Annotated in this window: 25 protein-coding genes and 1 pseudogene; 13 read left to right on the top strand and 13 right to left on the bottom strand. The window is 65.8% G+C overall.

Annotated elements, in window-relative coordinates:
* Positions 1–7: 7 nt before the first annotated feature.
* Genes MJ603_RS14725 through MJ603_RS14715 form a run of 3 tightly spaced genes read right to left on the bottom strand, consistent with a single transcriptional unit; the run spans position 8 to position 3329 of the window.
* Positions 8–1405 carry a hypothetical protein gene (locus MJ603_RS14725; protein WP_243064496.1) on the bottom strand — a complete coding sequence of 466 codons (1398 nt, stop codon included), beginning with the start codon at positions 1403–1405 and terminating at the stop codon, positions 8–10.
* Positions 1402–2481, bottom strand: coding sequence for an NAD(P)-dependent oxidoreductase (locus tag MJ603_RS14720; RefSeq protein WP_243064495.1), 1080 nt, complete (start codon positions 2479–2481; stop codon positions 1402–1404). Before MJ603_RS14720 ends, MJ603_RS14725 begins: the two co-directional genes overlap by 4 nt.
* Positions 2481–3329 carry an MTAP family purine nucleoside phosphorylase gene (locus tag MJ603_RS14715; protein WP_243064494.1) on the bottom strand — a complete coding sequence of 283 codons (849 nt, stop codon included), beginning with the start codon at positions 3327–3329 and terminating at the stop codon, positions 2481–2483. The genes MJ603_RS14720 and MJ603_RS14715 overlap by 1 nt, the downstream gene beginning before the upstream one ends.
* 158 nt (positions 3330–3487) lie before the next feature.
* Between MJ603_RS14715 and MJ603_RS14710 the strand changes: the two genes are divergently transcribed.
* From MJ603_RS14710 to MJ603_RS14700, 3 genes are read left to right on the top strand one after another with little or no spacing between them, the layout of a single operon-like run.
* Positions 3488–4057, top strand: coding sequence for a hypothetical protein (locus tag MJ603_RS14710; protein WP_243064493.1), 570 nt, complete (start codon positions 3488–3490; stop codon positions 4055–4057).
* Positions 4054–4665, top strand: a complete 612-nt coding sequence (locus MJ603_RS18800) for a molybdopterin-dependent oxidoreductase (RefSeq protein WP_243064492.1) — start codon at positions 4054–4056, stop codon at positions 4663–4665. Before MJ603_RS14710 ends, MJ603_RS18800 begins: the two co-directional genes overlap by 4 nt.
* An 8-nt stretch (positions 4666–4673) precedes the next feature.
* Positions 4674–5126, top strand: coding sequence for a hypothetical protein (locus MJ603_RS14700; RefSeq protein ID WP_243064491.1), 453 nt, complete (start codon positions 4674–4676; stop codon positions 5124–5126).
* On the opposite strand, the gene MJ603_RS14695 is transcribed toward MJ603_RS14700, so the two are convergent.
* Genes MJ603_RS14695 through MJ603_RS14685 form a run of 3 tightly spaced genes read right to left on the bottom strand, consistent with a single transcriptional unit; the run spans position 5062 to position 7078 of the window.
* Positions 5062–5778, bottom strand: coding sequence for a methyltransferase domain-containing protein (locus MJ603_RS14695; protein WP_243064490.1), 717 nt, complete (start codon positions 5776–5778; stop codon positions 5062–5064). The genes MJ603_RS14700 and MJ603_RS14695 overlap by 65 nt on opposite strands.
* A complete protein-coding gene (locus MJ603_RS14690) occupies positions 5775–6416 on the bottom strand; it encodes a DUF2064 domain-containing protein (RefSeq protein ID WP_243064489.1) in 642 nt (213 codons plus the stop codon). The genes MJ603_RS14695 and MJ603_RS14690 overlap by 4 nt, the downstream gene beginning before the upstream one ends.
* Positions 6413–7078, bottom strand: a complete 666-nt coding sequence (locus MJ603_RS14685) for a glycosyltransferase family 2 protein (protein WP_243064488.1) — start codon at positions 7076–7078, stop codon at positions 6413–6415. Before MJ603_RS14685 ends, MJ603_RS14690 begins: the two co-directional genes overlap by 4 nt.
* A 112-nt stretch (positions 7079–7190) precedes the next feature.
* Here MJ603_RS14685 and MJ603_RS14680 point away from each other — a divergent pair, with 112 nt between their 5' ends.
* Together MJ603_RS14680 and MJ603_RS14675 are read left to right on the top strand one after the other, a co-directional pair.
* The gene (locus tag MJ603_RS14680) at positions 7191–7931 is read left to right on the top strand and encodes a response regulator transcription factor (protein WP_243064487.1); all 741 of its coding nucleotides are present in this window, start codon (positions 7191–7193) and stop codon (positions 7929–7931) included.
* On the top strand, positions 7928–9082 hold the full coding sequence (locus tag MJ603_RS14675) for a sensor histidine kinase KdpD (protein WP_243064486.1): 1155 nt from the start codon (positions 7928–7930) through the stop codon (positions 9080–9082). The genes MJ603_RS14680 and MJ603_RS14675 overlap by 4 nt, the downstream gene beginning before the upstream one ends.
* A 53-nt stretch (positions 9083–9135) precedes the next feature.
* Here the strand turns inward: MJ603_RS14675 and MJ603_RS14670 are convergent, their stop codons facing one another.
* Positions 9136–9756, bottom strand: a complete 621-nt coding sequence (locus MJ603_RS14670) for a response regulator transcription factor (RefSeq protein WP_243064485.1) — start codon at positions 9754–9756, stop codon at positions 9136–9138.
* Between the two features lie 4 nt (positions 9757–9760).
* Positions 9761–10963 (bottom strand): sensor histidine kinase, encoded by a 1203-nt coding sequence (locus MJ603_RS14665; protein WP_243064484.1) that lies wholly within the window; start codon positions 10961–10963, stop codon positions 9761–9763.
* A gap of 151 nt (positions 10964–11114) precedes the next feature.
* Between MJ603_RS14665 and MJ603_RS14660 the strand changes: the two genes are divergently transcribed.
* A complete protein-coding gene (locus tag MJ603_RS14660) occupies positions 11115–12194 on the top strand; it encodes an ABC transporter permease (protein ID WP_243064483.1) in 1080 nt (359 codons plus the stop codon).
* The gene (locus tag MJ603_RS14655) at positions 12191–12928 is read left to right on the top strand and encodes an ABC transporter ATP-binding protein (RefSeq protein WP_243064482.1); all 738 of its coding nucleotides are present in this window, start codon (positions 12191–12193) and stop codon (positions 12926–12928) included. The genes MJ603_RS14660 and MJ603_RS14655 overlap by 4 nt, the downstream gene beginning before the upstream one ends.
* A gap of 24 nt (positions 12929–12952) precedes the next feature.
* Here the strand turns inward: MJ603_RS14655 and MJ603_RS14650 are convergent, their stop codons facing one another.
* On the bottom strand, positions 12953–13474 hold the full coding sequence (locus tag MJ603_RS14650) for a hypothetical protein (protein ID WP_243064481.1): 522 nt from the start codon (positions 13472–13474) through the stop codon (positions 12953–12955).
* Between the two features lie 73 nt (positions 13475–13547).
* Between MJ603_RS14650 and MJ603_RS14645 the strand changes: the two genes are divergently transcribed.
* From MJ603_RS14645 to MJ603_RS14625, 5 genes are all read left to right on the top strand, one after another.
* Complete coding sequence (locus MJ603_RS14645; protein WP_243064480.1) at positions 13548–13916, top strand: metalloregulator ArsR/SmtB family transcription factor; 369 nt, start codon at positions 13548–13550, stop codon at positions 13914–13916.
* Positions 13913–14920, top strand: a complete 1008-nt coding sequence (locus tag MJ603_RS14640; protein ID WP_243064479.1) for a cation diffusion facilitator family transporter — start codon at positions 13913–13915, stop codon at positions 14918–14920. The genes MJ603_RS14645 and MJ603_RS14640 overlap by 4 nt, the downstream gene beginning before the upstream one ends.
* Positions 14921–15007: 87 nt before the next feature.
* The gene (locus tag MJ603_RS14635; protein ID WP_243064478.1) at positions 15008–15409 is read left to right on the top strand and encodes a VOC family protein; all 402 of its coding nucleotides are present in this window, start codon (positions 15008–15010) and stop codon (positions 15407–15409) included.
* Positions 15409–15750 carry a helix-turn-helix transcriptional regulator gene (locus tag MJ603_RS14630; protein ID WP_243064477.1) on the top strand — a complete coding sequence of 114 codons (342 nt, stop codon included), beginning with the start codon at positions 15409–15411 and terminating at the stop codon, positions 15748–15750. Before MJ603_RS14635 ends, MJ603_RS14630 begins: the two co-directional genes overlap by 1 nt.
* Positions 15747–16169 (top strand): SRPBCC domain-containing protein, encoded by a 423-nt coding sequence (locus MJ603_RS14625; RefSeq protein ID WP_308220603.1) that lies wholly within the window; start codon positions 15747–15749, stop codon positions 16167–16169. The genes MJ603_RS14630 and MJ603_RS14625 overlap by 4 nt, the downstream gene beginning before the upstream one ends.
* 117 nt (positions 16170–16286) lie before the next feature.
* On the opposite strand, the gene MJ603_RS14620 is transcribed toward MJ603_RS14625, so the two are convergent.
* Both MJ603_RS14620 and MJ603_RS18875 read right to left on the bottom strand, forming a co-directional pair.
* Positions 16287–17102: a substrate-binding domain-containing protein gene (locus MJ603_RS14620; protein WP_243064475.1), complete on the bottom strand. Its 816-nt coding sequence runs from the start codon at positions 17100–17102 to the stop codon at positions 16287–16289.
* Between the two features lie 63 nt (positions 17103–17165).
* Positions 17166–17288: pseudogene (locus MJ603_RS18875) on the bottom strand (LacI family DNA-binding transcriptional regulator); the annotation flags it as partial.
* A gap of 197 nt (positions 17289–17485) precedes the next feature.
* Here MJ603_RS18875 and MJ603_RS14615 point away from each other — a divergent pair.
* Positions 17486–18676, top strand: coding sequence for a glycoside hydrolase family 76 protein (locus tag MJ603_RS14615; protein ID WP_243064474.1), 1191 nt, complete (start codon positions 17486–17488; stop codon positions 18674–18676).
* Between the two features lie 164 nt (positions 18677–18840).
* Here MJ603_RS14615 and MJ603_RS14610 read toward each other — a convergent pair whose 3' ends face one another.
* Positions 18841–19746: a hypothetical protein gene (locus MJ603_RS14610; RefSeq protein ID WP_243064473.1), complete on the bottom strand. Its 906-nt coding sequence runs from the start codon at positions 19744–19746 to the stop codon at positions 18841–18843.
* A 373-nt stretch (positions 19747–20119) separates the two neighbouring features.
* Positions 20120–20719, bottom strand: coding sequence for a TetR-like C-terminal domain-containing protein (locus MJ603_RS14605; protein WP_243064472.1), 600 nt, complete (start codon positions 20717–20719; stop codon positions 20120–20122).
* Between the last annotated feature and the right edge of the window lie 47 nt (positions 20720–20766).

The raw sequence follows: 20766 nt of genomic DNA, 5'->3' as shown, positions 1-20766 counted from the left end.
GGTCCGCTCACCAGCCGGTGAACAGCAGATGCTGCACGAGCAGAGCCATCGTCAGCTGTACTGCGAGGCCCCAGCGGCGCCAACGAGCGGAAAGCAGCGCGGTGCCCGCGAGCATCCAGGGCTCGAAGGGGAGCCAAATGCGCTCGACCTCCGCCTTGCTCATGCCCGAGATGTCGGCCACCAGCACGCACGCCAGAGCTGCGAGCGCGAGAAGCACGACCACGCGTGTCTGACTCGGAATCCTGTTCACCACGCTCCGGCCTCTGGCGAACGCCGCGGCCACGGCCGAGCCGACCACGGGACCGGCGCTGAAACCCAGCGCCGACAGATTGCCCCATATCCAGAACGAGTACGGCCGATACTTCTGCACACCGTCGTAGTAGCGACGAACGAGCACGGGGTACGCCTGCCACCAGACGAAACCTCCTGCGGCGAACGCCAGCACGACCGCGAGTGCTGAACCTGCCGCCCACGGCAAGGGTCGCCACGATCGCGCGGCCGCAAGCACCGCCAGAGCGAGGACGCCCAGAACCGGGAGACCGTACGACATCATCACGCAGTACCCGAGCGCCAGCCCTGCCACCACGGCCCAGGCAATGGATCGCGATCGGCTCGTAGAGCGCGCCGAGAATGCCAGGCAACACAGCCCCCACGCGGCGAGAGAACCGAACACGGCGTCGGCCGACACCGCCATCCACACCGCCGCGGGCCCGAGTGCGATGATCGGCGCCGCGCGACGTGCCGCCGTCCCTGCACCCAGCCTGTGCAAGGTCACCAAGACGGCGACAGGGGTCGTTGCAGCGATCACGATGACCACCGTTCCCGCGGCGAGACCGCTGCCCAGTCCGAGCCGCACGAGAGCGACGAAGAAGAACAGTGCTCCCGGCGGGTGGCCCGCGATGTGCACAGGCCAGTGATCCGGGCTGTGCAACGGGATGCGAGAGACGTACTCATGCAGCACGGCGATCGGGTCCGTGACAGCGCGCGCCGTGTTCAGGTACTCGTAGCTCGTGTCGAGGATGTGGCCGACGCCTGCGAGACCGTCCACGGTGGCGAGCGCGAGCATCCAGGCCAACCCGTAGCCGAACGTGAGCAGCAGCAGCCAACGCCACCGTTGGCGCGCCGCCCACGGTGCGAAGACGACAGCGCCGGCGGCAAGGACGATCGCGGGAATGCTGCCTGGTCCGATGCGGGGCATCCACCGCGCGTGCAACGGTGGGAACGACTGCACATGGACGTCCCACCCCGTGAGGAACGGCACGAGGATGCCCGCTGCCATCACCGCAAGGGCGGCGGTGAGGCCAAGTGCCGCGGTGCGTGAGCGCACAGGAGGCAACTCGTCGTGACCGTCTTGCGACGCGGTGGCCGTGACACCGGACCCAGCCGGCCCCTCCGCCGCATTCATCGGTGTGCCACCGCCGGGCGCAGAGCAGCGGTCGCGAAGTCGCGCACGCCGTCGTCGAAATCCATCTGGGCGCGGAATCCCAGTTCTCGGCGCGCACGATCTGCAGAAGCCGTGATGTGGCGCACGTCGCCGAGCCGGAACTCGCCAGTGACGACCGGAGCAGGACCGCCGAAGGCCCGACTCAACGACGCAGCGAACTCGCCTATCGTGTGCGGCACACCACTGGCGATGTTGAACGCCCGCACGTCAGCGGGCTCCCGGCGTGCTGTCCACTCGATCGCAGCGATGTTCGCCGTCGCGACGTCGGCGACGTGCACGAAATCTCTGCGCTGTGCGCCGTCTTCGAAGACCCTCGGCGCCTCGCCGCGCTCCAACGCCGACCGGAACAACGACGCGACGCCTGCGTACGGTGTGCCGCTGGGCATCCCTGGACCGTAGACGTTGTGATAGCGGAGCATCGCGGCGACTCCACTGGTGGCACGGACCCATGCGCGCACCAGGTTCTCCTGTGCGACCTTCGTCGCGGCGTAGACGTTGCGGGGGTCGAGGGGCGCGTCCTCGTCGATCGACTCGGGGGTCATCGGTCGACCGGTGCGGGGTGACGGCGGCTCGAAGCATCCAGCGGCCAAATCGACGGGCGTACGCGCCGGTGCCGTGGTGATGCCCAGATCGTCGCGATACCTGCCTTCCCCGTACACGACCATCGACGAGGCGAGCACGAGTCGGCGAATCCCTCTGCGCGCTGCCTGTGCCAGCAGCACAGCCGTGCCGAGTTCGTTGCTGCCGACGTAGTCGGGTGTGTCGTCGAAGTCGACACCGAGGCCGACCTTGGCCGCCTGATGGCTGACCGCATCGACGCCGTCGAGAGCATCGAAGACGGCGGACGCATCTCTCACATCGGCGTGGACCAGTTCGACATCTGCTGGCAGTGGCCAGCTCGACCGCTCATCGGGTTGCGCGTGCACGTCCGCGCGAAGTGAATCGAGCACCCGAACGTGCCACCCGCGATCGACAGCCGCCGCGACGATGTGAGTACCGATGAATCCCGCTCCCCCTGTCACCAGGATGCGCGGCATCAGACGAGCGCCCCTGCGGCCAGGACGCGAAGAACGGCATCGTCCGGCACCCGCGACGGCGTCGCATAGTCACGCGGCACCGCGATCGCGATCGCCGCGATCGCCGACCGGATGCGCTGCTCGGCTTCGGCCATCCGCCGCAGAACCACGGCGGGATCGACGGCGTCTTCTGCGGAGTCGCCCGCGTCGGAGTCCGTGACGAACGACACGTTGACCAGACCGACATTCAATTCTGCGGCGAGCGCAGCCTCCGGATACTGCGTCATGTTCACGATGTGCGCGCCGAGCGACCGGTACCACCGCGACTCGGCGCGGGTCGAGAAACGTGGTCCTTGGACGACGACGGACGTCGCCGACGGGTGGACCTTCTCGCCAAGGCCCGCGAGGGCATCCGTCGCGATCGTGCGCAGCTGGGCGCAGTACGGGTCCGAGAACGGGAGGTGCTGAACGTCTGCACCGTCGAAGAAGGTGTCGGCTCTTCCCGATGTGCGGTCGATGAGCTGGTCGGGCACGACGAACGTGCCGGGTGCGATGCGCGGCGACAGCGATCCGACCGCCGACGAGGAGACGATGGCGCGCACGCCGAGCGACGCCATCGCCCATACATTCGCACGATAGGGAACACGATGCGGCGGCAGCGTGTGGGCGATTCCGTGTCTGGCGAGGAATGCGACACGCACGCCGTCGAGGTCGCCGATCGTGATCGGCGACGATATCGGGCCGTACGGCGTGACCACATCGACGGTCTCCGACCGATCTCGGTCCAGCAGAGAGTAGAGACCCGACCCGCCGAAGACGCCGACCATGGGCGCCGGGATCGAGCTGTCCGTGGTGTCGAGTGCTGTCATGACATCCCTTCTTCCCCCTCACTCTCCGGGCTGTGAGCGGGCGGCGGATCCCCCAAGCGCTTACGGTCCGGTGACGGATCTGCTCGCCGACGTGGATGTCTGCAGACGGTAAGGATTCCGCCGTTCTGGGCCGCGCGACGCACGCCGAGACTGAAGCAGTGACCCATCTCACCGAACGAGTGTCGGAGCGTCTGGCCGCGGGTTCCAGGCTGGCGCAACTGTCGCTGCGCTCCTCCGCGCGCACGAAGCGAGCGGCCGTGGTCCTCGGACGGCTCTTGGCTCTCGCCTTCGTCGTGTGTTTCCTCACCGGCCTGTACAGCCATCTGCTGCAGGATCCGCTTCCGGGGATGCGGTTCGCCACGACGCCTTCCTGGCTCTATCAGGTGACCCAGGGTGTGCACATCACGGTCGGCCTCGCGCTGCTTCCGCTGCTGCTGGCCAAGTTGTGGACCGTCTACCCCGTGCTGTTCCGGTGGCCGGCGATCACCTCGTGGCGGGACGTGGTCGAGCGCGGACTCATCGCGGTGCTGGTGTCATCCGCTCTGCTGGAGCCTGTGATCGGACTGATCAACACGTTCCAGTGGTATCCATGGCCGTTCTCGTTCCGCCGAGTGCACTACGGGCTCGCGTGGCTGATCATCGGAGGGATCGCCCTGCACGTCGCGTTCAAACTCCCGATCATCGTCAGGCACTGGCGATCAGGTCACGATGACGAGGACCCGGTGTGAGTGAGCACGGGAGAACGACTCGACGCGGATTCCTGTTCGGGATCGGTGCCGCGGCCGCCGCACTGGTCGCACTCACCGCCGGACAGTCCTTCGGCGTGCTCTCACCGCTGAATCTGTTCGGTCCACGTAGGCAGGGCGCCGGGCCGCAGAGCCTGCCGGTGAATCGCACGGCCGAGCAGGCGAAGGTCTCCTCCAGAGCACTGGATCCATCATGGCGGCTGAAAGTCGTCGACGGGCCGTCGACTCATGAGTACTCACGGGAGCACCTGCTCGCGCTGCAGCAGAGTGAAGCCGAGCTGCCTATCGCGTGCGTTGAGGGGTGGAGCACGGATGCCTCGTGGCGCGGTGTACGCCTGCGCGACTTGCTGGCATCTGTTGCGGCTCCGCTCGATTCCGCAGTGCGTCTGACGAGCCTCGAACCGAAGGGCCACTACCGAGTGACCACGATGGGCCCCGAATTCGCGCACGACCCCCGCACGCTTGTGGCACTCAACGTCAACGGCGAACCGCTCGACCTCGACCACGGCTTCCCTGCACGCATCATCGCCCCCGGCCGCCCTGGCGTCTTGCAGACGAAGTGGCTGAGCACGATCGAGGTGCTTCGATGAGGGCGCGGATGCGACGCGCCGTGCGGATCGTGTGTGCGATTCTCGGCGTCGCGCTCACCGCCACCGGCCTCTACTTTCTGCTGACCACCGAGCCCCCGGCGGCCCTTCTCGGGCTCGCGGTGTGGCTCGGCGCTGCCGTGGTCCTGCACGACGGGGTGTTCGCGCCCGCCGTGTACGTGGCGAACCGGATTCTTGCGCGCGGCACGGCCCGGCTCCCCGCCGCCGCCACGACATCGGTGCGCATTCTCTTCGGGATCGGCACGATGCTCACGCTTGTCGTTGCACCCGAACTGGTCGCACAATCACGTCCTCACTCCAACCCGACGATCCTGGTCGGCGACTACGCGTTGAGGCTCGGCGCGGTGTGGGGCGTGATCGCGACCGCAGCCGTCATCGTCATTCTGTGGTCGGCACGGCGTACTCGCAGAAGAAGCGACCGTCTGCGCTCCACTCGCGTGTGAGACGCAGCCCCGCGCGTCGCGCATGTCCACGAAGCGCATAGGAGCCGACGCGAGCCCATCGGAACGATGTGCTGCGGCGGCCCAGGTCGTCGAGCAGCATCGCGGTGATAGACGTGTCCGTTGTGGCATCCGTGTGTGCTTCGACGATCACCGTCCCTCCTGGTTCCGCGAGGGCAGCGGCTCTGGCCAGAAGCACGGCGGGGTCGCCGCCGATGCCGATGTTGCCGTCGATCAGCAGCACCGTGCCCCAGCGGCCCTCGCCCGGCAATGGGTCGAAGAGCGACCGGTGAAGCACCGGCAATCCCTGGGCGACGGCCAGTTCGCATGCCGCGCGCGACAGATCGACGCCGAGTGCTGGCCTGCCTATCGTCATGGATGCCTTCACCATTCGCCCCGGCCCGCATCCCAGGTCGAGCAGTGGCCCGGTTCCGCGTTCCAGGAGCGCCCTCTCGTGCCGATCGGCCGTCGAGCCGAACCGCCAGACAGGCACGACGTCCACTCGTGTGGATGCGACGACGTCGTACAGGTAGAGGTGCCGTCCGCCCTCCAGCAACGCCAGATCGTACGGACCATCGGAATCCGCACCGAAGCCTCCGGCCGAGCTGGAGAGGGCATCCATGCCTGTCATGGCGGCGGAATTCAGATGGCTCATCGCGGCAGACCGTCCACGGCGCGGCCACGCGTCACCGAGTGCCACGGCCACGGCGCATCCACCAATGGGCCGACGACCTCGAGATCCTCGATGGTGTCGATGTCGCGCAGCGTGCGGAGGTCGCGCACGTTGAGTCCTGCTTCCTGCAGACGAGCACGTTGGAGCGCACCCGTGTCCGGCCGGGACATCGCGACTCCCCTGACCAGTGAGCCCTGGGGAGAACGAAGGCCAAGAGCCCAGAAGCCCCCGTCCAGTGCCGGCCCGAACAACGCGTCCGCTCCGTCGGGCCAGTGCTCGAACGCACCCTCGAAGTCGGCCATGGCCAGCTGTGGCGTGTCCATGCCGATCAACACCGTCGGCTCGTCCATCAGGTCGAACAGGTGGCCGAGACGCCTGTCGAGGGTTCCGGCCGGCTGGTTGATGACCTCATAACCGGCCGCCTCCGCCGGGACTTCGGAGACCCTCCCGTCGAAGAACAGGATGCGCCGGCTCGCCGGCACGGTGTTGGAGGTCCTCAACGTGACCGCCAGCGATGCACGAGCGACGTCGGCAGCCTCGGCAAGCGTCAGCGGCGGATTCAGACGGGTCTTGACCTTGCCTTCGACGCATTCCTTGGCGATCACGACCAATGCGGTCATCGAGTCTCCGCATGGAGCAGGCGCGACATGTCCCGTACCGCGCCCAGATATCCGCGAGCCGTGCCCGTGACCTTGGATCGACCGATCCTCGGCAGGTAGCTCACGTCGACCTCTGCAATGCGCCAGCCGGATGCGTGCGCTTTGAGAAACATCTCCAACGGATATCCGCTGCGCCGGTCACGCAGGTCGAGCTCGAGCAGGTCGTCACGGCGGGCGGCACGCATCGGGCCGAGGTCTCGCACGGGAACACCGGTGAGGGAACGAAGACGCGCGGCCAGCAGGCGGTTGGCCATTTTCGCGGGCAACGGCCACGATCGCGGTGTCGACACCCGCCGGCCCAAGACCAGGTCAGCAGCACCATCGCGCACCGGCTCCACGATCCTCGGCAACTCGGCGAGATCGAACGACCCGTCGCAATCGCAGAAGGCGACAACCGGTGCTGCTGAGGCGAGCAGACCGGTATGCACGGCCGATCCGAAACCACGCACCGGTTCACGCACCACTGTTGCGCCCAGCCGCGTGGCCACCTCTGCCGACCCGTCGGTCGATCCGTTGTCGACCACGATCGCGCGATATCCGCATGGAAGTGCCGAGAGAAGTCCCGGCAAGGCCGGCGCCTCGTTCAGGCACGGCAGCACGACATCGACGATCGGGATCTTCACCTACCCGACGCTAGGGAGCCCACGCACAGCGAGGCAGTGCGCAAGTCTTACGAACCGAAGACGGCTCCACGATCTCGACTCCGGTGCCGGCCGGGGAACCTATCGTTGGAATATGTCTTCCGTGCCTGCTTCGATCGCGGTGCGAAACAACGGCCTCATCGATCGTCGGGTGCTCGTGGTCGAAGACGACCCGACAGTACTCGAGGTGGCGTGCAGCTACCTTGCAGCGGCCGACTTCCTCGTGGACCAGGCGGTGGACGGATTCGAGGCGCTCGATGCCGTTCGGCGCCGCATGCCCGACTTCATCGTGCTCGATCGCATGCTCCCCGGGATCGACGGAGCCGAGGTATGCCGTCGTCTGCGCGCCGACTCCGACGTTCCCGTTCTCTTGCTGACGGCGCTCGGTTCCGAGGAGGCGAGGATCGAGGGCCTGGAGGCAGGCGCCGACGACTACCTGACCAAACCGTTCTCGCCGCGGGAGCTCGTGCTGCGCGTGCAATCCGTGCTCAGGCGCAGCCTCGACACGCTGGCACCGGAGTCGTCGATCGACCTCGGGCCCTTCCACCTCGAACCGTCTGCCCGCACGATCAGCGAATACGGCGAGGCACTGTCGCTCTCGGCTCGCGAGTTCGACTTGCTGTCCTTCCTCGTCAAGCATCCGGCACGCGTCTTCAGCCGCGAGGAACTGTTACGGCTGGTGTGGGGCTGGGACTTCGGCGATCGGTCGACGGTCACCGTCACCGTGCGCAGACTCCGCGAGAAAATCGAGCAGAACCCGGCGGAACCCGACCTGCTGCGCACGGTATGGGGTGTCGGCTATCGCCTTGATGTCGATACGGCGGCTCAGCCGTGATCGCCGCCAACGACCTCGCGTCGATCGTCGCCATAGCCCTTGGATGCGCTGTGGCCGTCGGCATCCTCGGGCTGATCGCGCTCCTGGCGTTGAGGCGTCGGACCCTTCTTCTCCAGGTGTGCGTGATCGTGCTCACCGCCGTGGCCTCCACGGTCGCAGGGTTCATCGCCGTCGCGAACGCGATGTATCTGTCGGCGCACGACCTGACCGTCGTGTTCTACGTCGCCGGCGCTTCCGGCCTGATCACCATGGCCCTTGCGATAGCACTCGGCGCCTGGCTCACGTCGAGCGCCAGACGACTCGTCGGCCTCGCACGAACATTGAGCGAGACCACGACCCTCGACTCGACGGATGCCCATGGCTGGGCGTCCGAGTTCACCGCCGTCGCGGACCAGCTGGCCGACACGAGCCGTCGCTTGGCCCGGTCGCGGGCAGAGGTGGCCGCCATCGACGAGTCGCGACGTGAACTCATCGCCTGGATCTCCCACGACCTGCGCACCCCCCTGGCGGGTCTGCGGGCTATGGCCGAGGCGCTGGAGGACGGCCTCGCCGCCGACCCACTGCGCTTTCATCGCCAGATGCGCTCGCAAGTCGACCATCTTTCCACGATGGTGGACGACCTCTTCGAGCTGTCGAAGATCCAGTCAGGAACCCTGCGCCTTGCTCTGGAACCGGTACGCGTGTACGACCTCGTCAGCGATGCCGTCGCCGAGCTGACGCCGCTTGCCGCCAGCCGTTCGATCACGCTCGTCGAGCGGCCCGGCCCGGACGTGCTCGTTCTCGGTGATGACCGAGGACTCGCGCGCGTCATCGGAAATCTCCTCGTCAACGCCATTCAGCACGCACCTGAGGGCAGCAGCGTCACGATCGGAACCGAGACCGATGACGTTCACACCGTCGTTCTCTCGATCGCCGACCGCGGCGGCGGTATTCCCGAGGAAGACCTCGCCCGCGTATTCGAGGCCGGGTGGCGAGCATCCGCGTCGCGCACCCCGGTGCCGCTCTGGGGTACCTCACCAGGGGCGGGCCTCGGGCTGGCGATCGCCCAGGGCATCGTCGAGGCTCACCGGGGAGAGATCTCCGTGCGCAACGAGGACGACGGATGCCGCTTCGAAGTCAGCTTGCCGCAGCACGCCTCAGCCGGGCATTGATTCGAGTGCGGGCCTCACAGCTCGGGAGATGACTCACCACCACGTGGCTCCGCTCAACGCAGGATGCCGAGGTTGCGGGCTGCAGAGACCGCCGCGGTGCGAGAGGTCACTCCAAGCTTCGAGAACACGTGCACGAGGTGGGACTTCACCGTTGAGTCTGTGATGTGCAAACGCTCGGCGACGTCCGTGTTCGATGCACCTGAAGCCACCAATTGCAGCACCGCGATCTCTCGGGACGAAAGACTGATCTGCGGCGCACGCATGCGCTCCATGAGCCTCCCCGTGATGGCGGGGGCCAATGCGCTCTCCCCGAACGCCGCGGCGCGCACCGCGGTGACGAGTTCTGCGGGCGGGGTGTCTTTGAGCAGATATCCGCTTGCTCCTGCCTCGACGGCGCCGAGAATGTCACCGTCGGTGTCGTAATTGGTGAGCACGAGCACGTACGGCGCAGCGTCGAGCGCTCGGATGCGACGGGTGGCGTCCGCTCCAGTCGCGGCGGTCCCGAACTGCAGATCCATCAGCACGAGTTCCGGAGTCAGCGTTCGCGCGAGCTCGACGGCCTCATCCGGTGTGGCGGCCTCGCCCACCACGGAGAGGTCGCCTTCGCCTTCAAGAAGAGCGCGGATGCCGGCCCGCACGACGGGATGATCGTCGGCGATGACGATATGGATCATGAGATCAGTTCCCCTTCATCTCGACGACGATCGATGTTCCTCGCCCCGGCGCGCTGATGACCTGCAGATCACCGCCGAGTTGGTGAACCCGCTCGGCGATCGCACGAAGACCGAAGGAGTCGGATCCCGCCGCCTGCGCGGCCAGCCCGTCCGGTTCGAAGCCGATGCCGTCGTCGGTCACTTCTAGTCTCACTCGGTCGGCGGTCGGTTCGACATCGACGGTCTCGACACCGATCGTCTCGACCCTGATCGTCGCCTGGGTGGCGTGGGCGTGCTTGACGACATTGGCGACAGTGCTCTGCGTGATCCGCAGCAAAGCGGTCTGCACGTGCATGGGGAGGTCCAACGCCTGGGGAACATCCACAACGACCCGAAGACCTTCGGCGGTCCATTCCCGCTCTGCCAGCCGCAGCAATGCCCCGCGAAGGCCCTCGTCCAGAGCCGGTGGAGAGAGTTCACGAATGAACCGGCGCGTGTCGGCGAGACTCGCGGCCGCCGCTTCTCTGGCGAGTCGCAGATGCTCGGCGCCCGGCCGTTCGGGGTCGGCACGTTCGGCAGCGTGCATCAGCATCTGGATGCTCGACAGCGACTGCGCCACTGTGTCATGGATCTCTCGGGCGAGCCGCGCCCGCTCCGCGAGCATCCCCTGCTCGCGTTCCGACGCGGCAAGCAGGTCTCGCGTGGCGAGCAGTTCGCTCAGCAACGCTTCACGCTCCGCGGCATCCCGTGCCAGTTCTTGATAGCCCAACCCGATGAGGAGGGCCACGCCGGCGCCGAGGAGCGGGCCGACGATTCCGCCCACCGTGAACCCGCTGTGCAGACCGAGAGCGACGATGGACACCGCGGTGGCGGCCAGTACCGTTGCAGGCCCCGCTACGCCGGTCAGCAGGTGGAGGTAGAGAAAGAAGAGCGGAAAGACGAGGTACGCGGCCTCCGGTACGAGCACGAGCAACCCGATCCAGATGAGGGACAGCACGCTCAGCCACAGTGCGCTTGCCAACCGACGATGAGGGACCGGAACGTGGATCACCCAGACACCCGCTGCGTACACGAGTCCCAAGAGCAGTGACAGCGTGAGACCCAGCCATACGTATTCGGTGTCCACCAGGAGCAGACGCGCCACCACGAGGGCCAGCAGTGCGATGAACAGCACGTGCAGGCCGATGCGCAGTACGAGGAAGACGTGTGTGAGGTTGCGGTGCACCATGGCGCGTCCAGCCTACAAATCCGACCCAGCCGCTGGCATCCATCGAAAGTGGGAGCGGAAAGGTGAACGCCTTGGCGATGGCACAGCTCCGTCGGCGAACGAGGCTGGATGACGTGGCCCGCTCCGCGCGTGTCACGGAAAGGGATTCATCGTGTTCGTCGCCTGGCGCGACCTGCGTTTTGCTCGGGGCCGCTTCGTACTCATCGGAGCGGTCGTTGCGCTCATCACCCTGCTCGTCGGCTTTCTCGCCGGTCTCACCGGAGGGCTCGCATCACAGAACGTCTCCGGCATTCTCGAACTGCCCGGTGACAGGGTCGTGCTGCAGCACCCATCGTCAGGTCAGGCGAGCTTCAGCGAGTCATCCATCTCATCCGACTCCGTCCAGAAATGGCGGGACGCGTCAGGTGTGACCCACGTTCTGCCCGTCGGCATCGTGCAGGGCAAGGCCGGCGTGCACGGCACGACGACTGCGGTCGCCCTCTTCGGCATGCCTCACGGCGCTGCGACGTCGACCGTCACCGATCTCGCCCCGCGAGCCGACGACGAGATCGGGCTCTCCGCAGGAGCCGCGAAGGCCCTGGGCGATGCTACGGCCGGCGACACCGTGAGCATCCTCGGATCGAAGTACCGAGTGTCATCGGTCGGCGGCGACGCCTGGTACAGCCACACACCCGTCATCGCGCTGACACCGGATGCCTGGGCGCGGGCCGACAAGAGCATGGGCGGCGACGGTTCGGTGACGATGCTCGCCGTGAGCGGTACTCCAGACTGGGGTGCCGTCGCGACAGCGAGCGGCACCGTCGCTCAGGTTCCGCTGCTGAGCCTTTCGGCGCTCGACGCGTTCAAATCCGAGATCGGCTCCCTCGGTCTCATGATCGTCATGCTGTTCGGAATCTCCGCTCTCGTCGTCGGCGCGTTCTTCACAGTCTGGACCATGCAGCGCTCCGGGGACGTGGCGGTACTCAAAGCGCTGGGCGCAACCACACGATCTCTCCGGCGCGACGCGCTCGGCCAGGCGCTCGTCGTGCTCATCATCGGCATCGGCCTCGGGATGCTCGTGGTCGTCGCCCTCGGCACGCTCGCCGGCGGCGCACTCCCCTTCCTGCTGAGCCCACTCACCACTGTGGCGCCCGCCGCTGCGATGGCAGTGCTCGGGCTGCTCGGCGCGGCCGTCGCACTGCGCACCGTCACCAAATCCGACCCCCTCACCGCACTCGGGAGCAACCGATGATCACCCTCGACGATGTCACCCTCACCTTCCCCGACGGCTCCTCGCGCGTCACCGCCGTCGACCGCGTGTCGCTCACGGGCAAGGCCGGTGTGCTCACGGGCATCACGGGCCCATCCGGCTCGGGCAAATCGAGCCTGCTCGCCATCGCCGCAACACTCATCCGCCCGGACTCAGGACGGGTCATCGTCGGTGATGTGGATGCGTCGACACTGTCGAAGGACGACGCGACCACGCTCCGACGCGAGCAGATCGGCATCGTCTTCCAACAGTCGAACCTGCTGCCCTCACTCACCGCTCGCGAACAGTTGGCGGTGATGGCCGAACTCGGCGGCCGCAATGCTCGGCGACGCAGGAGGCAAGTGCGCTCACGCACCGACGAGCTGCTGGATGCCGTCGGTCTCGCCGACCACGCGGACAAGCGACCCGCACAGCTCTCCGGCGGTCAGCGCCAGCGCGTCGCCATCGCACGCGCCCTGGTCCACGAACCCGAAGTCCTCCTCGTTGACGAGCCGACCAGCGCGCTCGACCAGGAAAGAGGCGCAGCGATCATGGAGTTGATCGCTCATCTCACTCACGAACGCGAGACGGCGACCCTTCTCGTGACACACGACCTGGTGCACGAGCACCTGCTCGACACGCTCGTCACGGTCGTCGACGGCCGGATCGTGTCCAGGACGGTCGGCTCGGACGCCATCATGGACGACGACCTCGCCCATCGACTCACCGAGGTTTGACCGAATGACCGGTTGACTTCATCCCTACCATTCCGCGGCGTACACGAATTCAGCTGCTGGTCGGTGTAGCGCCTGGGTGGCCCGCATGGCTGTCTCGATCCCGGCGCCGAACTTCGCCGTACGCAGACCGGTCAACTGACTCGGAGTGCGATGAAGACGCTCTGCCGTCTGCTGCCAGGTAGCGCCACGGCTGATTCGCGCGGCATTCAACGTGGCGTACAGCTTGCCCAGATTCCACCTGAGTCGGTGGCCGGAGTCAGTCATCGGCAACGCGACCGCGGCGGTGCCGAATACCGGCGAGTCGATGAACGCTTCGGGCGGGAGATCCAGCCATCGCAGAACGAAGAGTGCGTGCTGACAACTCAGGCTCTTGCCGGTCGCGAGTTTGCCGATCGTCGCCGGAGCGATCGGATGGTCGTTTCTTCTCGCATTGAGCACATCCGATTGGTCCCAGATCACGCCGACCAGCCCTAGCCAGCTCAACGCTTCTTCTCGCCGACGCCGGTCGATGGCCGCGTAGAAGGCATCAATGTCGAACACGCTCATGTGGGTCCAGAGTAGGCCCGATGCCGCCGAGAACGGGCGGGCGGCGAGAGGCCGCTTACATTAGTATCTGCATATGGATGCAGATAAGCCGATATGCGGTCGGGACGTCGACAGCCAGTATGTCGAGTTGGCGGTCGAGGTGTTCTCGATGCTTGCCGACGCCACTCGGGTGCGCATCGTACTGGCGTTGCGTGATGTGGAGGAGTTGTCGGTGAATCATCTGGCGGACATTCTGGACAAACCACCGTCGGCGGTGTCGCAGCATCTGGCCAAGTTGCGTCTGGCCAGGATCGTGACCACCCGGCAGGACGGGCAGCGCGTGTTCTATCGGTTGGAGAACGAGCACGCCAAGCAGTTGGTCTCGGACGCGATCTTCCAGGCCGAGCATTCGCTCGGCGGGATTCCCCGTCACCACCACGCGAAGACCGACGAAAGCGCATGACTGACCGACGCGCGCATGAGCACACCCACACCCATGACGAGCACGAGCACGAACATCCGCACGATGGGTTCAGAGGGCTCCTTTACGACAGGTTCGTGCCTCACACGCACGACTCGGCGGATGCGATCGACGATGCGCTGGAAGCGAGTGCGGCCGGCGTCCGTGCGCTGAAGATCTCCATGTTCGTGCTCCTGGGGACCACCGTTCTGCAAGCACTGGTCGTGGTGTTCACGGGATCGGTCGCTCTGTTGGCGGACACGATCCACAACTTCGCGGATGCGCTGACGGCGGTGCCGCTGTGGATCGCGTTCGTTCTTGGTCGCCGTGTATTCACCCGCCGCTACACCTACGGGTATGGCCGCGCAGAGGACCTTGCCGGCATGTTCATCGTCTTCGTCGTCGCGCTCTCGGCCGTGGTGGCGGGGTGGGAGGCGATCGCCCGTTTCTTCCACCCTGTCGACGTGCGCAATGCGTGGCTGTTGATCGTTGCGGGTCTGATCGGATTCGCCGGAAATGAGATCGTCGCCATCTACCGCATCAGGGTGGGGCGTCGGATCGGGTCGGCGGCCCTGATGGCCGACGGCGTGCATGCACGTCTCGACGGGTTCACATCGCTGTCCGTCGTGATCGGCGCGATCTTCGTGCTCGCCGGCCTACCGATCGCGGACCCGATCATCGGACTGTTGATCGCCGTGTCGATCCTGATGCTGCTTTGGGGCACCGTGAAGCAGATCGGCCGCCGCCTGATGGACGGCATCGACCCGCACCTGGTCGACAACGTCGAGCATGCATTGGAGCACACGCCAGGGGTCGTCCGGGTGCGAGTGGTTCAACTGCGCTGGATCGGCCACCGCCTCACCGGCGCCGCGACGATCGAGACGGATGCCGTCACTCTGCACGACGCCGCGCAGATCGCCTTACACGCACACGAGCACGCACACGACGCACTGCGCAACCTCGACGACTTCACCGTCACCCCGGCCTCGATCGACCAGCCGAACTGATCCCCTGCGCACACCCCGATCCTTGACTCCTTGACGTCTTCGACACGCCGCTTGACTCGTAAGTAGTTCCTTACCAATATAGAGGGCATGTCGATTGCAGGTGTTCAGGTGGTTTCGGTCCCCGTCTCCGATCAGGATCGCGCCAAAGATTTCTACGTCGCAACGCTCGGTTTGACGCTTCTCGCCGACCAGCAGTTCACGCCTGAGATGCGGTGGGTCATGGTGGCCCCGCCGAGCGGCGCTTCCCTGACTCTGGTCACATGGTTTCCGACGATGCCACCCGGATCCCTGAAGGGCTTGGTGTTCGAATCCGACGACCTCGAAGGTGACGCAGTGACGTTGGGTGCAAGAGGCGTCTTGGTGAGCGAGATCCAGAGCGCGCCGTGGGGCCGCTTCGTGACCTTCGATGATCCGGATGGCAACGGCATCGTGCTCCAGGAGTCCGTTCCGGATGCGCCGCAGGTGGATGCCGCCGGCTGGGGGGAATGATGCCTGAACCGGATGTCTTCCAAGCGATCGCGCATCCCGCCCGTCGACAGTTGCTCGACGCATTGCGCGAGCGGGAGCAGCCGGTGCGTGAGCTCGCCGCCCGATTCCAGGTGAGCCGCCCGGCGACCTCGCAGCACCTGCGCCTCTTGCTCGATGCCGGCCTGGCGACCGAGCGTCGCGCAGGGCGGGAGAACTTCTACATGCTCACGCCGGAACCGCTCGTCGAGGTGAGCGAATGGCTCGCCTTCTATGAGACCTTCTGGAGCGACCGGATGAAGGCGCTCCGCCGTACGCTCGCGGAGCTCGAGGGTAGCCGCTCAGATCGGGAATCACGGCAGTGACTGCGATCGAGACCGACGAATTTCTTCCGCACCCTCCCGAGTTGGTCTGGAGCGCATTGACCGAACCGGCGTTGCTCGCGCGCTGGCTGATGGACAACGACTTTCGGCCGATCGTCGGCCACCGCTTCACCTTCACCACACGGCCGGTGCCCGCACAAGGATTCACGGGGGTCATCGACTGCGAAGTGCTCGAAATCGACCCGCCGCACACGTTGAAGATCTCGTGGGCGAGTGCTCATCTCGAAACCACCGTCGAATGGCGGCTGGAACCGCAAGGAAACGGGACACGTCTCTTCCTCACGCACGATGGCACCGACCCGATTCAGGCAATCACCCTGAAGACGCTCCGCGGTGGCTGGCGCGGCCACATGGTGACCCGAATGCGGACGCTGCTCGACGAGCTCGACGCGAGACGATAAAGGTGCCGCGAGCAACACACTCGCGCGCACCAACGAAGTCCGACTTCCTGTTTCGTTCAGTGGTCGAACGCCGCCGTGGCACTCGGAGCATTTCGCTGAGGATCTCTGGCGGGACGATCAGGCCGGCTCTGCGGTTGGAGCTGCCTCCCCGCTCCCGCGTTCATGCAGGCTCACTTCGAGCACGATATGCGCCGGAGGCAAGTCGCGTTCTTCAAGTCTCATGAAGAGACGCTCGACTCCGACACGGCCGAGTTCTTCGGGGTTCGCGGCGACAACACTGATGGGAGTCGGCAGCAGATCCGCATGGGGAAAGTCGTCGAAGCCCACGATGGCGGGCCGATGCGAAACGCTGCGCATTGCCCGCAGCGCCCCCAAGGTGACGAAGCTGGTTGTGGTGAAGAGGGCGGTCGGGGCATCCCCGCGAGCCAGTAGCCGCCTGCTTCCCTCCTCCGCGGATGCAGGCGACCCATTCGCCAATCGAAGCACCAGCGACTCATCGACACCGACTCCTGCGTCTCGCATGGCGCTACGAAACCCGCGAAGCCGGCGCCCGGTCGTGTAAAACGACGGGGCGACGAGAACTCCGATCCGGGTATGTCCGTGACCGAGCAGGTGCTCTGTCACCATCTTTCCCGCCGCTTCGTTGTCGAAGAGCACGACGTCGCGCTGCACGCCGGAAGCCGGACGGTCGAGCATGACGGTCGGCACGCCCATTCCCTCGCCCCGCTCGTCGAGATATCCGTGGTCGCCTTTGTCGGGAACGAGAAGCAGACCGGCGACACCGCGGGAGAGCAACCCTCGCACGGCGGTTCGCTCGGCATCCGGGTCCTCGTCCACCATCGCGATCAGCACCGCGAATCCACGGCGGGATGCCGCGACCATCGCGCCCTTCGCGAGGGTCGCATAGAACGGGTTGGTCAAGTCGCCGGCCACTAGGCCTATCGTCTTCGGCCCTTGACCAGGACGCAAAGAACGAGCGATGTCATTCGGATGGAAGCTGAGTTCGCGGATCGCCCGTTCGACCCGCTTCGTGGTTTCAGGACTGACCGGTGCCGAGCTGTTGACGACCCGAGACACGGTTCCGACGCCGACCCCAGCGCGCGTGGCCACGTCCTTCATCGTCGGGGGCTTCTCCAGCCCGCCACTCGCTTCAGCCACGTGCCCTCCAACACGGGCCATTGTGCCAGCACCTCAGCAATTGACCCTTGACCCCCGAAGGGGTGCCGCCGCTACTATCGAGTGCTGGAAACGTTTCCGAGCGTGGAATCGCCACCCGCACCGTTCGCTCCATCCACCGATTCAAAGGAGAACTATCGATGTTGAGCAGAAGAACTGTCCTGAAAGCAGGGCTGGGCGCAGCGGGAGCCGCGGCGTTCTGGGGTGCCACGACAACCGCGGCGACGGCATCGCCGGCATGGCCGCCCGTTCACGGTGGCAACCCGGCGGCCTCACGTGCCCTGCAGTCGTGGGCGGCGTTGCAGCGTTACGTGTTGGCGGACGATGGATCCAACCTCGTTCACGAGACCTACCCGGCACAGTCGGGCGATCCCGCGTACGGCTACGAGTGGTCCCATTCACAGGTGCACGTCGCTGCTCTGGATCTCGTCGCCATGCGTTCGAGCGGGGCAGCACGTGCCGCACTCGCGTCACTGGCAGCAGGACAGGAACACTACTGGGAAGCCACGAGCACATCCGGGAAGCCGGGCTATGCCTCGGGCGCACAGGCACCGTACGGCAGCAGCGGCGACCTCTTCTACGATGACAACGCGTGGGTCGGCCTGGAGAAGGTCCAACTGTTCCTCATGACGCGCGATCGCGCAGCGCTGCAACGCGCCGAGCAGATCTTCGCCCTTCTCCAGTCCGGTTGGGACAACGATCCGACCCATGCGGATCCCGGCGGAGTCTTCTGGACCCAGGCATCCTGGAGTCAGGATCGCAACACCGTCTCCAACATGCCGACAGCGCTGCTGGGGGCGCGTCTTTACGCGATCACGAGGAATCGCGACTACCTCACGGGCGCGCTGCGATCGTACGACTGGACCAACAAGTATCTCCTCGACAGCGACGGACTCTACTTCGACCACGTGAGTCTGGACGGAACAGTCGAAAAGACGAAATGGTCCTACAACCAAGGCATCCCGCTCGCCGCCGCGTATGCGCTGTACCTCGCAACGCACGATCGCGCCTACCTGAACCATGCTGTCGACGTTGCCGAGGCCAGCTATTCGTACTACGTCGGGGCGGGGACCATCGGACAGCAGCCGATCTACTTCAACTCGATCTACTTCAAGTCGATGCTGCTTCTGGCCTCGGCCACGCACTCGGGCAAGTACTACGACGCGATGAGCGACTACGGAGACCTGCTCTGGATCTCCCGTCGAGACGCATCAACTGGCCTGTTCTCGCAGGACATCAGCGGCGCGACGAAGGCCTTGGAACAGGGAGCTGCCGTGCAGATCTACGCCACCTTGGCTTCGCGTCCATCGAATTGGTCCCAGCTGTACTGACCACCGATCGCGCCGGCTCCCGACGAGATCGACCCGAACGTTTGCGTCGGGGGCCGGGAAACAATTCGCATCACCTGAAACTCGTCCTCGAAGCGACGCCCCTCTGGTCTCCAAGTTCACGATCGGCAGCGCACGTCAATCAAGGTAGTTCGCTAAAGGATCCCCTACTTGCTTGTTGTGTTTCGTCTGCGTGGCGTGATCCGTCGGGTGGCGAGGACGAGGGCGACTCCGGCGAGCAGGACGCCGGCGGGGATCCACAAGGGTGCTGTGGTGCTTCCGGATTCAGCAAGCTGCTCGGTGCTTGATGGTGTGGTCGTTCTGCCTGGTGCAGTCGTTCCGGCTGGTGTGGGTGCAGTAAAGGTCACGGTGCCGGTAGCGATGCTCACGTCTTGCGCCGTAACGCTGACGCTCGTGCTACCGAATGGAACGTCCAGCGTCGCGGTGGCCATGTCACCTGCCGCGACGGTTCGTTCAGTCGTCTGAATAGTCCCGTCGGGAAGGGTGCTGGTGATCGTGAAGACCACCGAACCCGCGGCAACGGACGACGCGTTCAAGGTGACTGTTACCTGCCCTCCGGTGCTGGTCTGGCTCCCTGGCCGAATGGCCGCGGTCGAATTCGAGGACGCCGGAACTTCGAAGTCGTACGCGTAGGACGTAACGCCGTGAGTGGCTGACACGGCGTCTGCGAATCCCTGCGCTCCGGCTGCTGCACCGCTGCCCAGCCCGATCTGCATTTGGCCCCATAACCCGGTCGGGTACCGCGCGAGGAAGGCGCCGAACGTACACGGGCTCGCCTGAACACAGAATCCCGCGTCACTGGCATTGGACTGGAACACCAGCGAATCGGTGCCGAGTGTCCATGTCTGCCACGCACCCGAAGATGCGGCACCGTTGCCAGGCTGTCCGAACGAGAGCGTCGTGAATTGGGCGGTGCCGGCCTGCCAGCCGGCGAACTTCATCAGCGGAAGACTGCTGCCTGGGTTGACCGCCGCGAACGTGAACGTGGAGAAGCTCTCACCGTTCAGGGAACTCCAACTGGAGACAGTCGCACCGGCGGGGTTGGTATACACCTGGGCTCGATCGGTGGAAGCCGGAGTCGTCAACGCCAGACTGCCGCGCCCTGACGGTGGGGTACCCGGGCCTTCCACAAGACGCTCCACCCCACCACCCCCCGGGTTCGCGGGATCGATAGCCCATCCGTTGCCGGCATCCGCGTCCGCAGTCGACACCAACTGTTCGATGACGTTCGCACCCGGTGCCGCGGCCGCAGACCCCGAAACCGACGCAACACACAAGGCGGTGCCGGCAGCAACGACTAACACAGCGCCCGCTGTCCGTGCAGCACGCATGACACCCCCAATGCCCGCCACCATCGTACGTACCCTCGTGCTCAAGGCAAAGGTCCCGCTCGAATTTCCCATAGCGGACTGACCGCAATTGCATTCATTCGGATGCGGCGATACCCGGCCAGCACACGGCCATGATTTCTGCCGACAGTCGATCGGTGAGGGGCTGGTGTGCATACATCAGGCGGTAGTAGATCGGCGCGAAGAGAACGTCTGCGACGGCGTCGTAGTCCAGACCGGCGCGCACTTCACCGCGCCGCACGCCCTCCGCGAGCAGGTGCACGGCAGCCGCTCTCCGCGGTGCGAGCCACTCGTTGATGAGGGCGTGACCGACGACCTGGTCGGTCACGGATGCCGCCGTGAGTCCCCGAAGGAGGGCGCCAGGCGGCGTGTCGCGGATGAGCGCTATCAGCCTGGTGAGGTAGTCACCCAGAGCCTCACGAGTGGTTGCCGAGACCGGCGACTCGATCGTGTCGTGTGTGCGCTCGAGAAGTCCTTCGAGCAACACCGCTGCTGCTGACGGCCACCACTTGTACACAGTGGTGCGACTGACTCCCGCCCGCGCGGCTATCGCGTCGATACCCGCACCGCCGGCACCCTCAAGCGCCAGTTCCGCAGCCGCATCGAGCACGGCACGTCTTGCGTTCTCGCTTCGAGGGCGGCCCCGGCGGGAGGTGGGTTGTGCATTACTGGACATAGCGTACAGTATATGAAATCAAGATCGTAAACACAACGAATCGAGGA

Source organism: Humibacter sp. RRB41, from assembly GCF_022761015.1.
Lineage (GTDB): Bacteria > Actinomycetota > Actinomycetes > Actinomycetales > Microbacteriaceae > Humibacter.
This window is presented reverse-complemented; position numbering and strand designations above follow the sequence as displayed.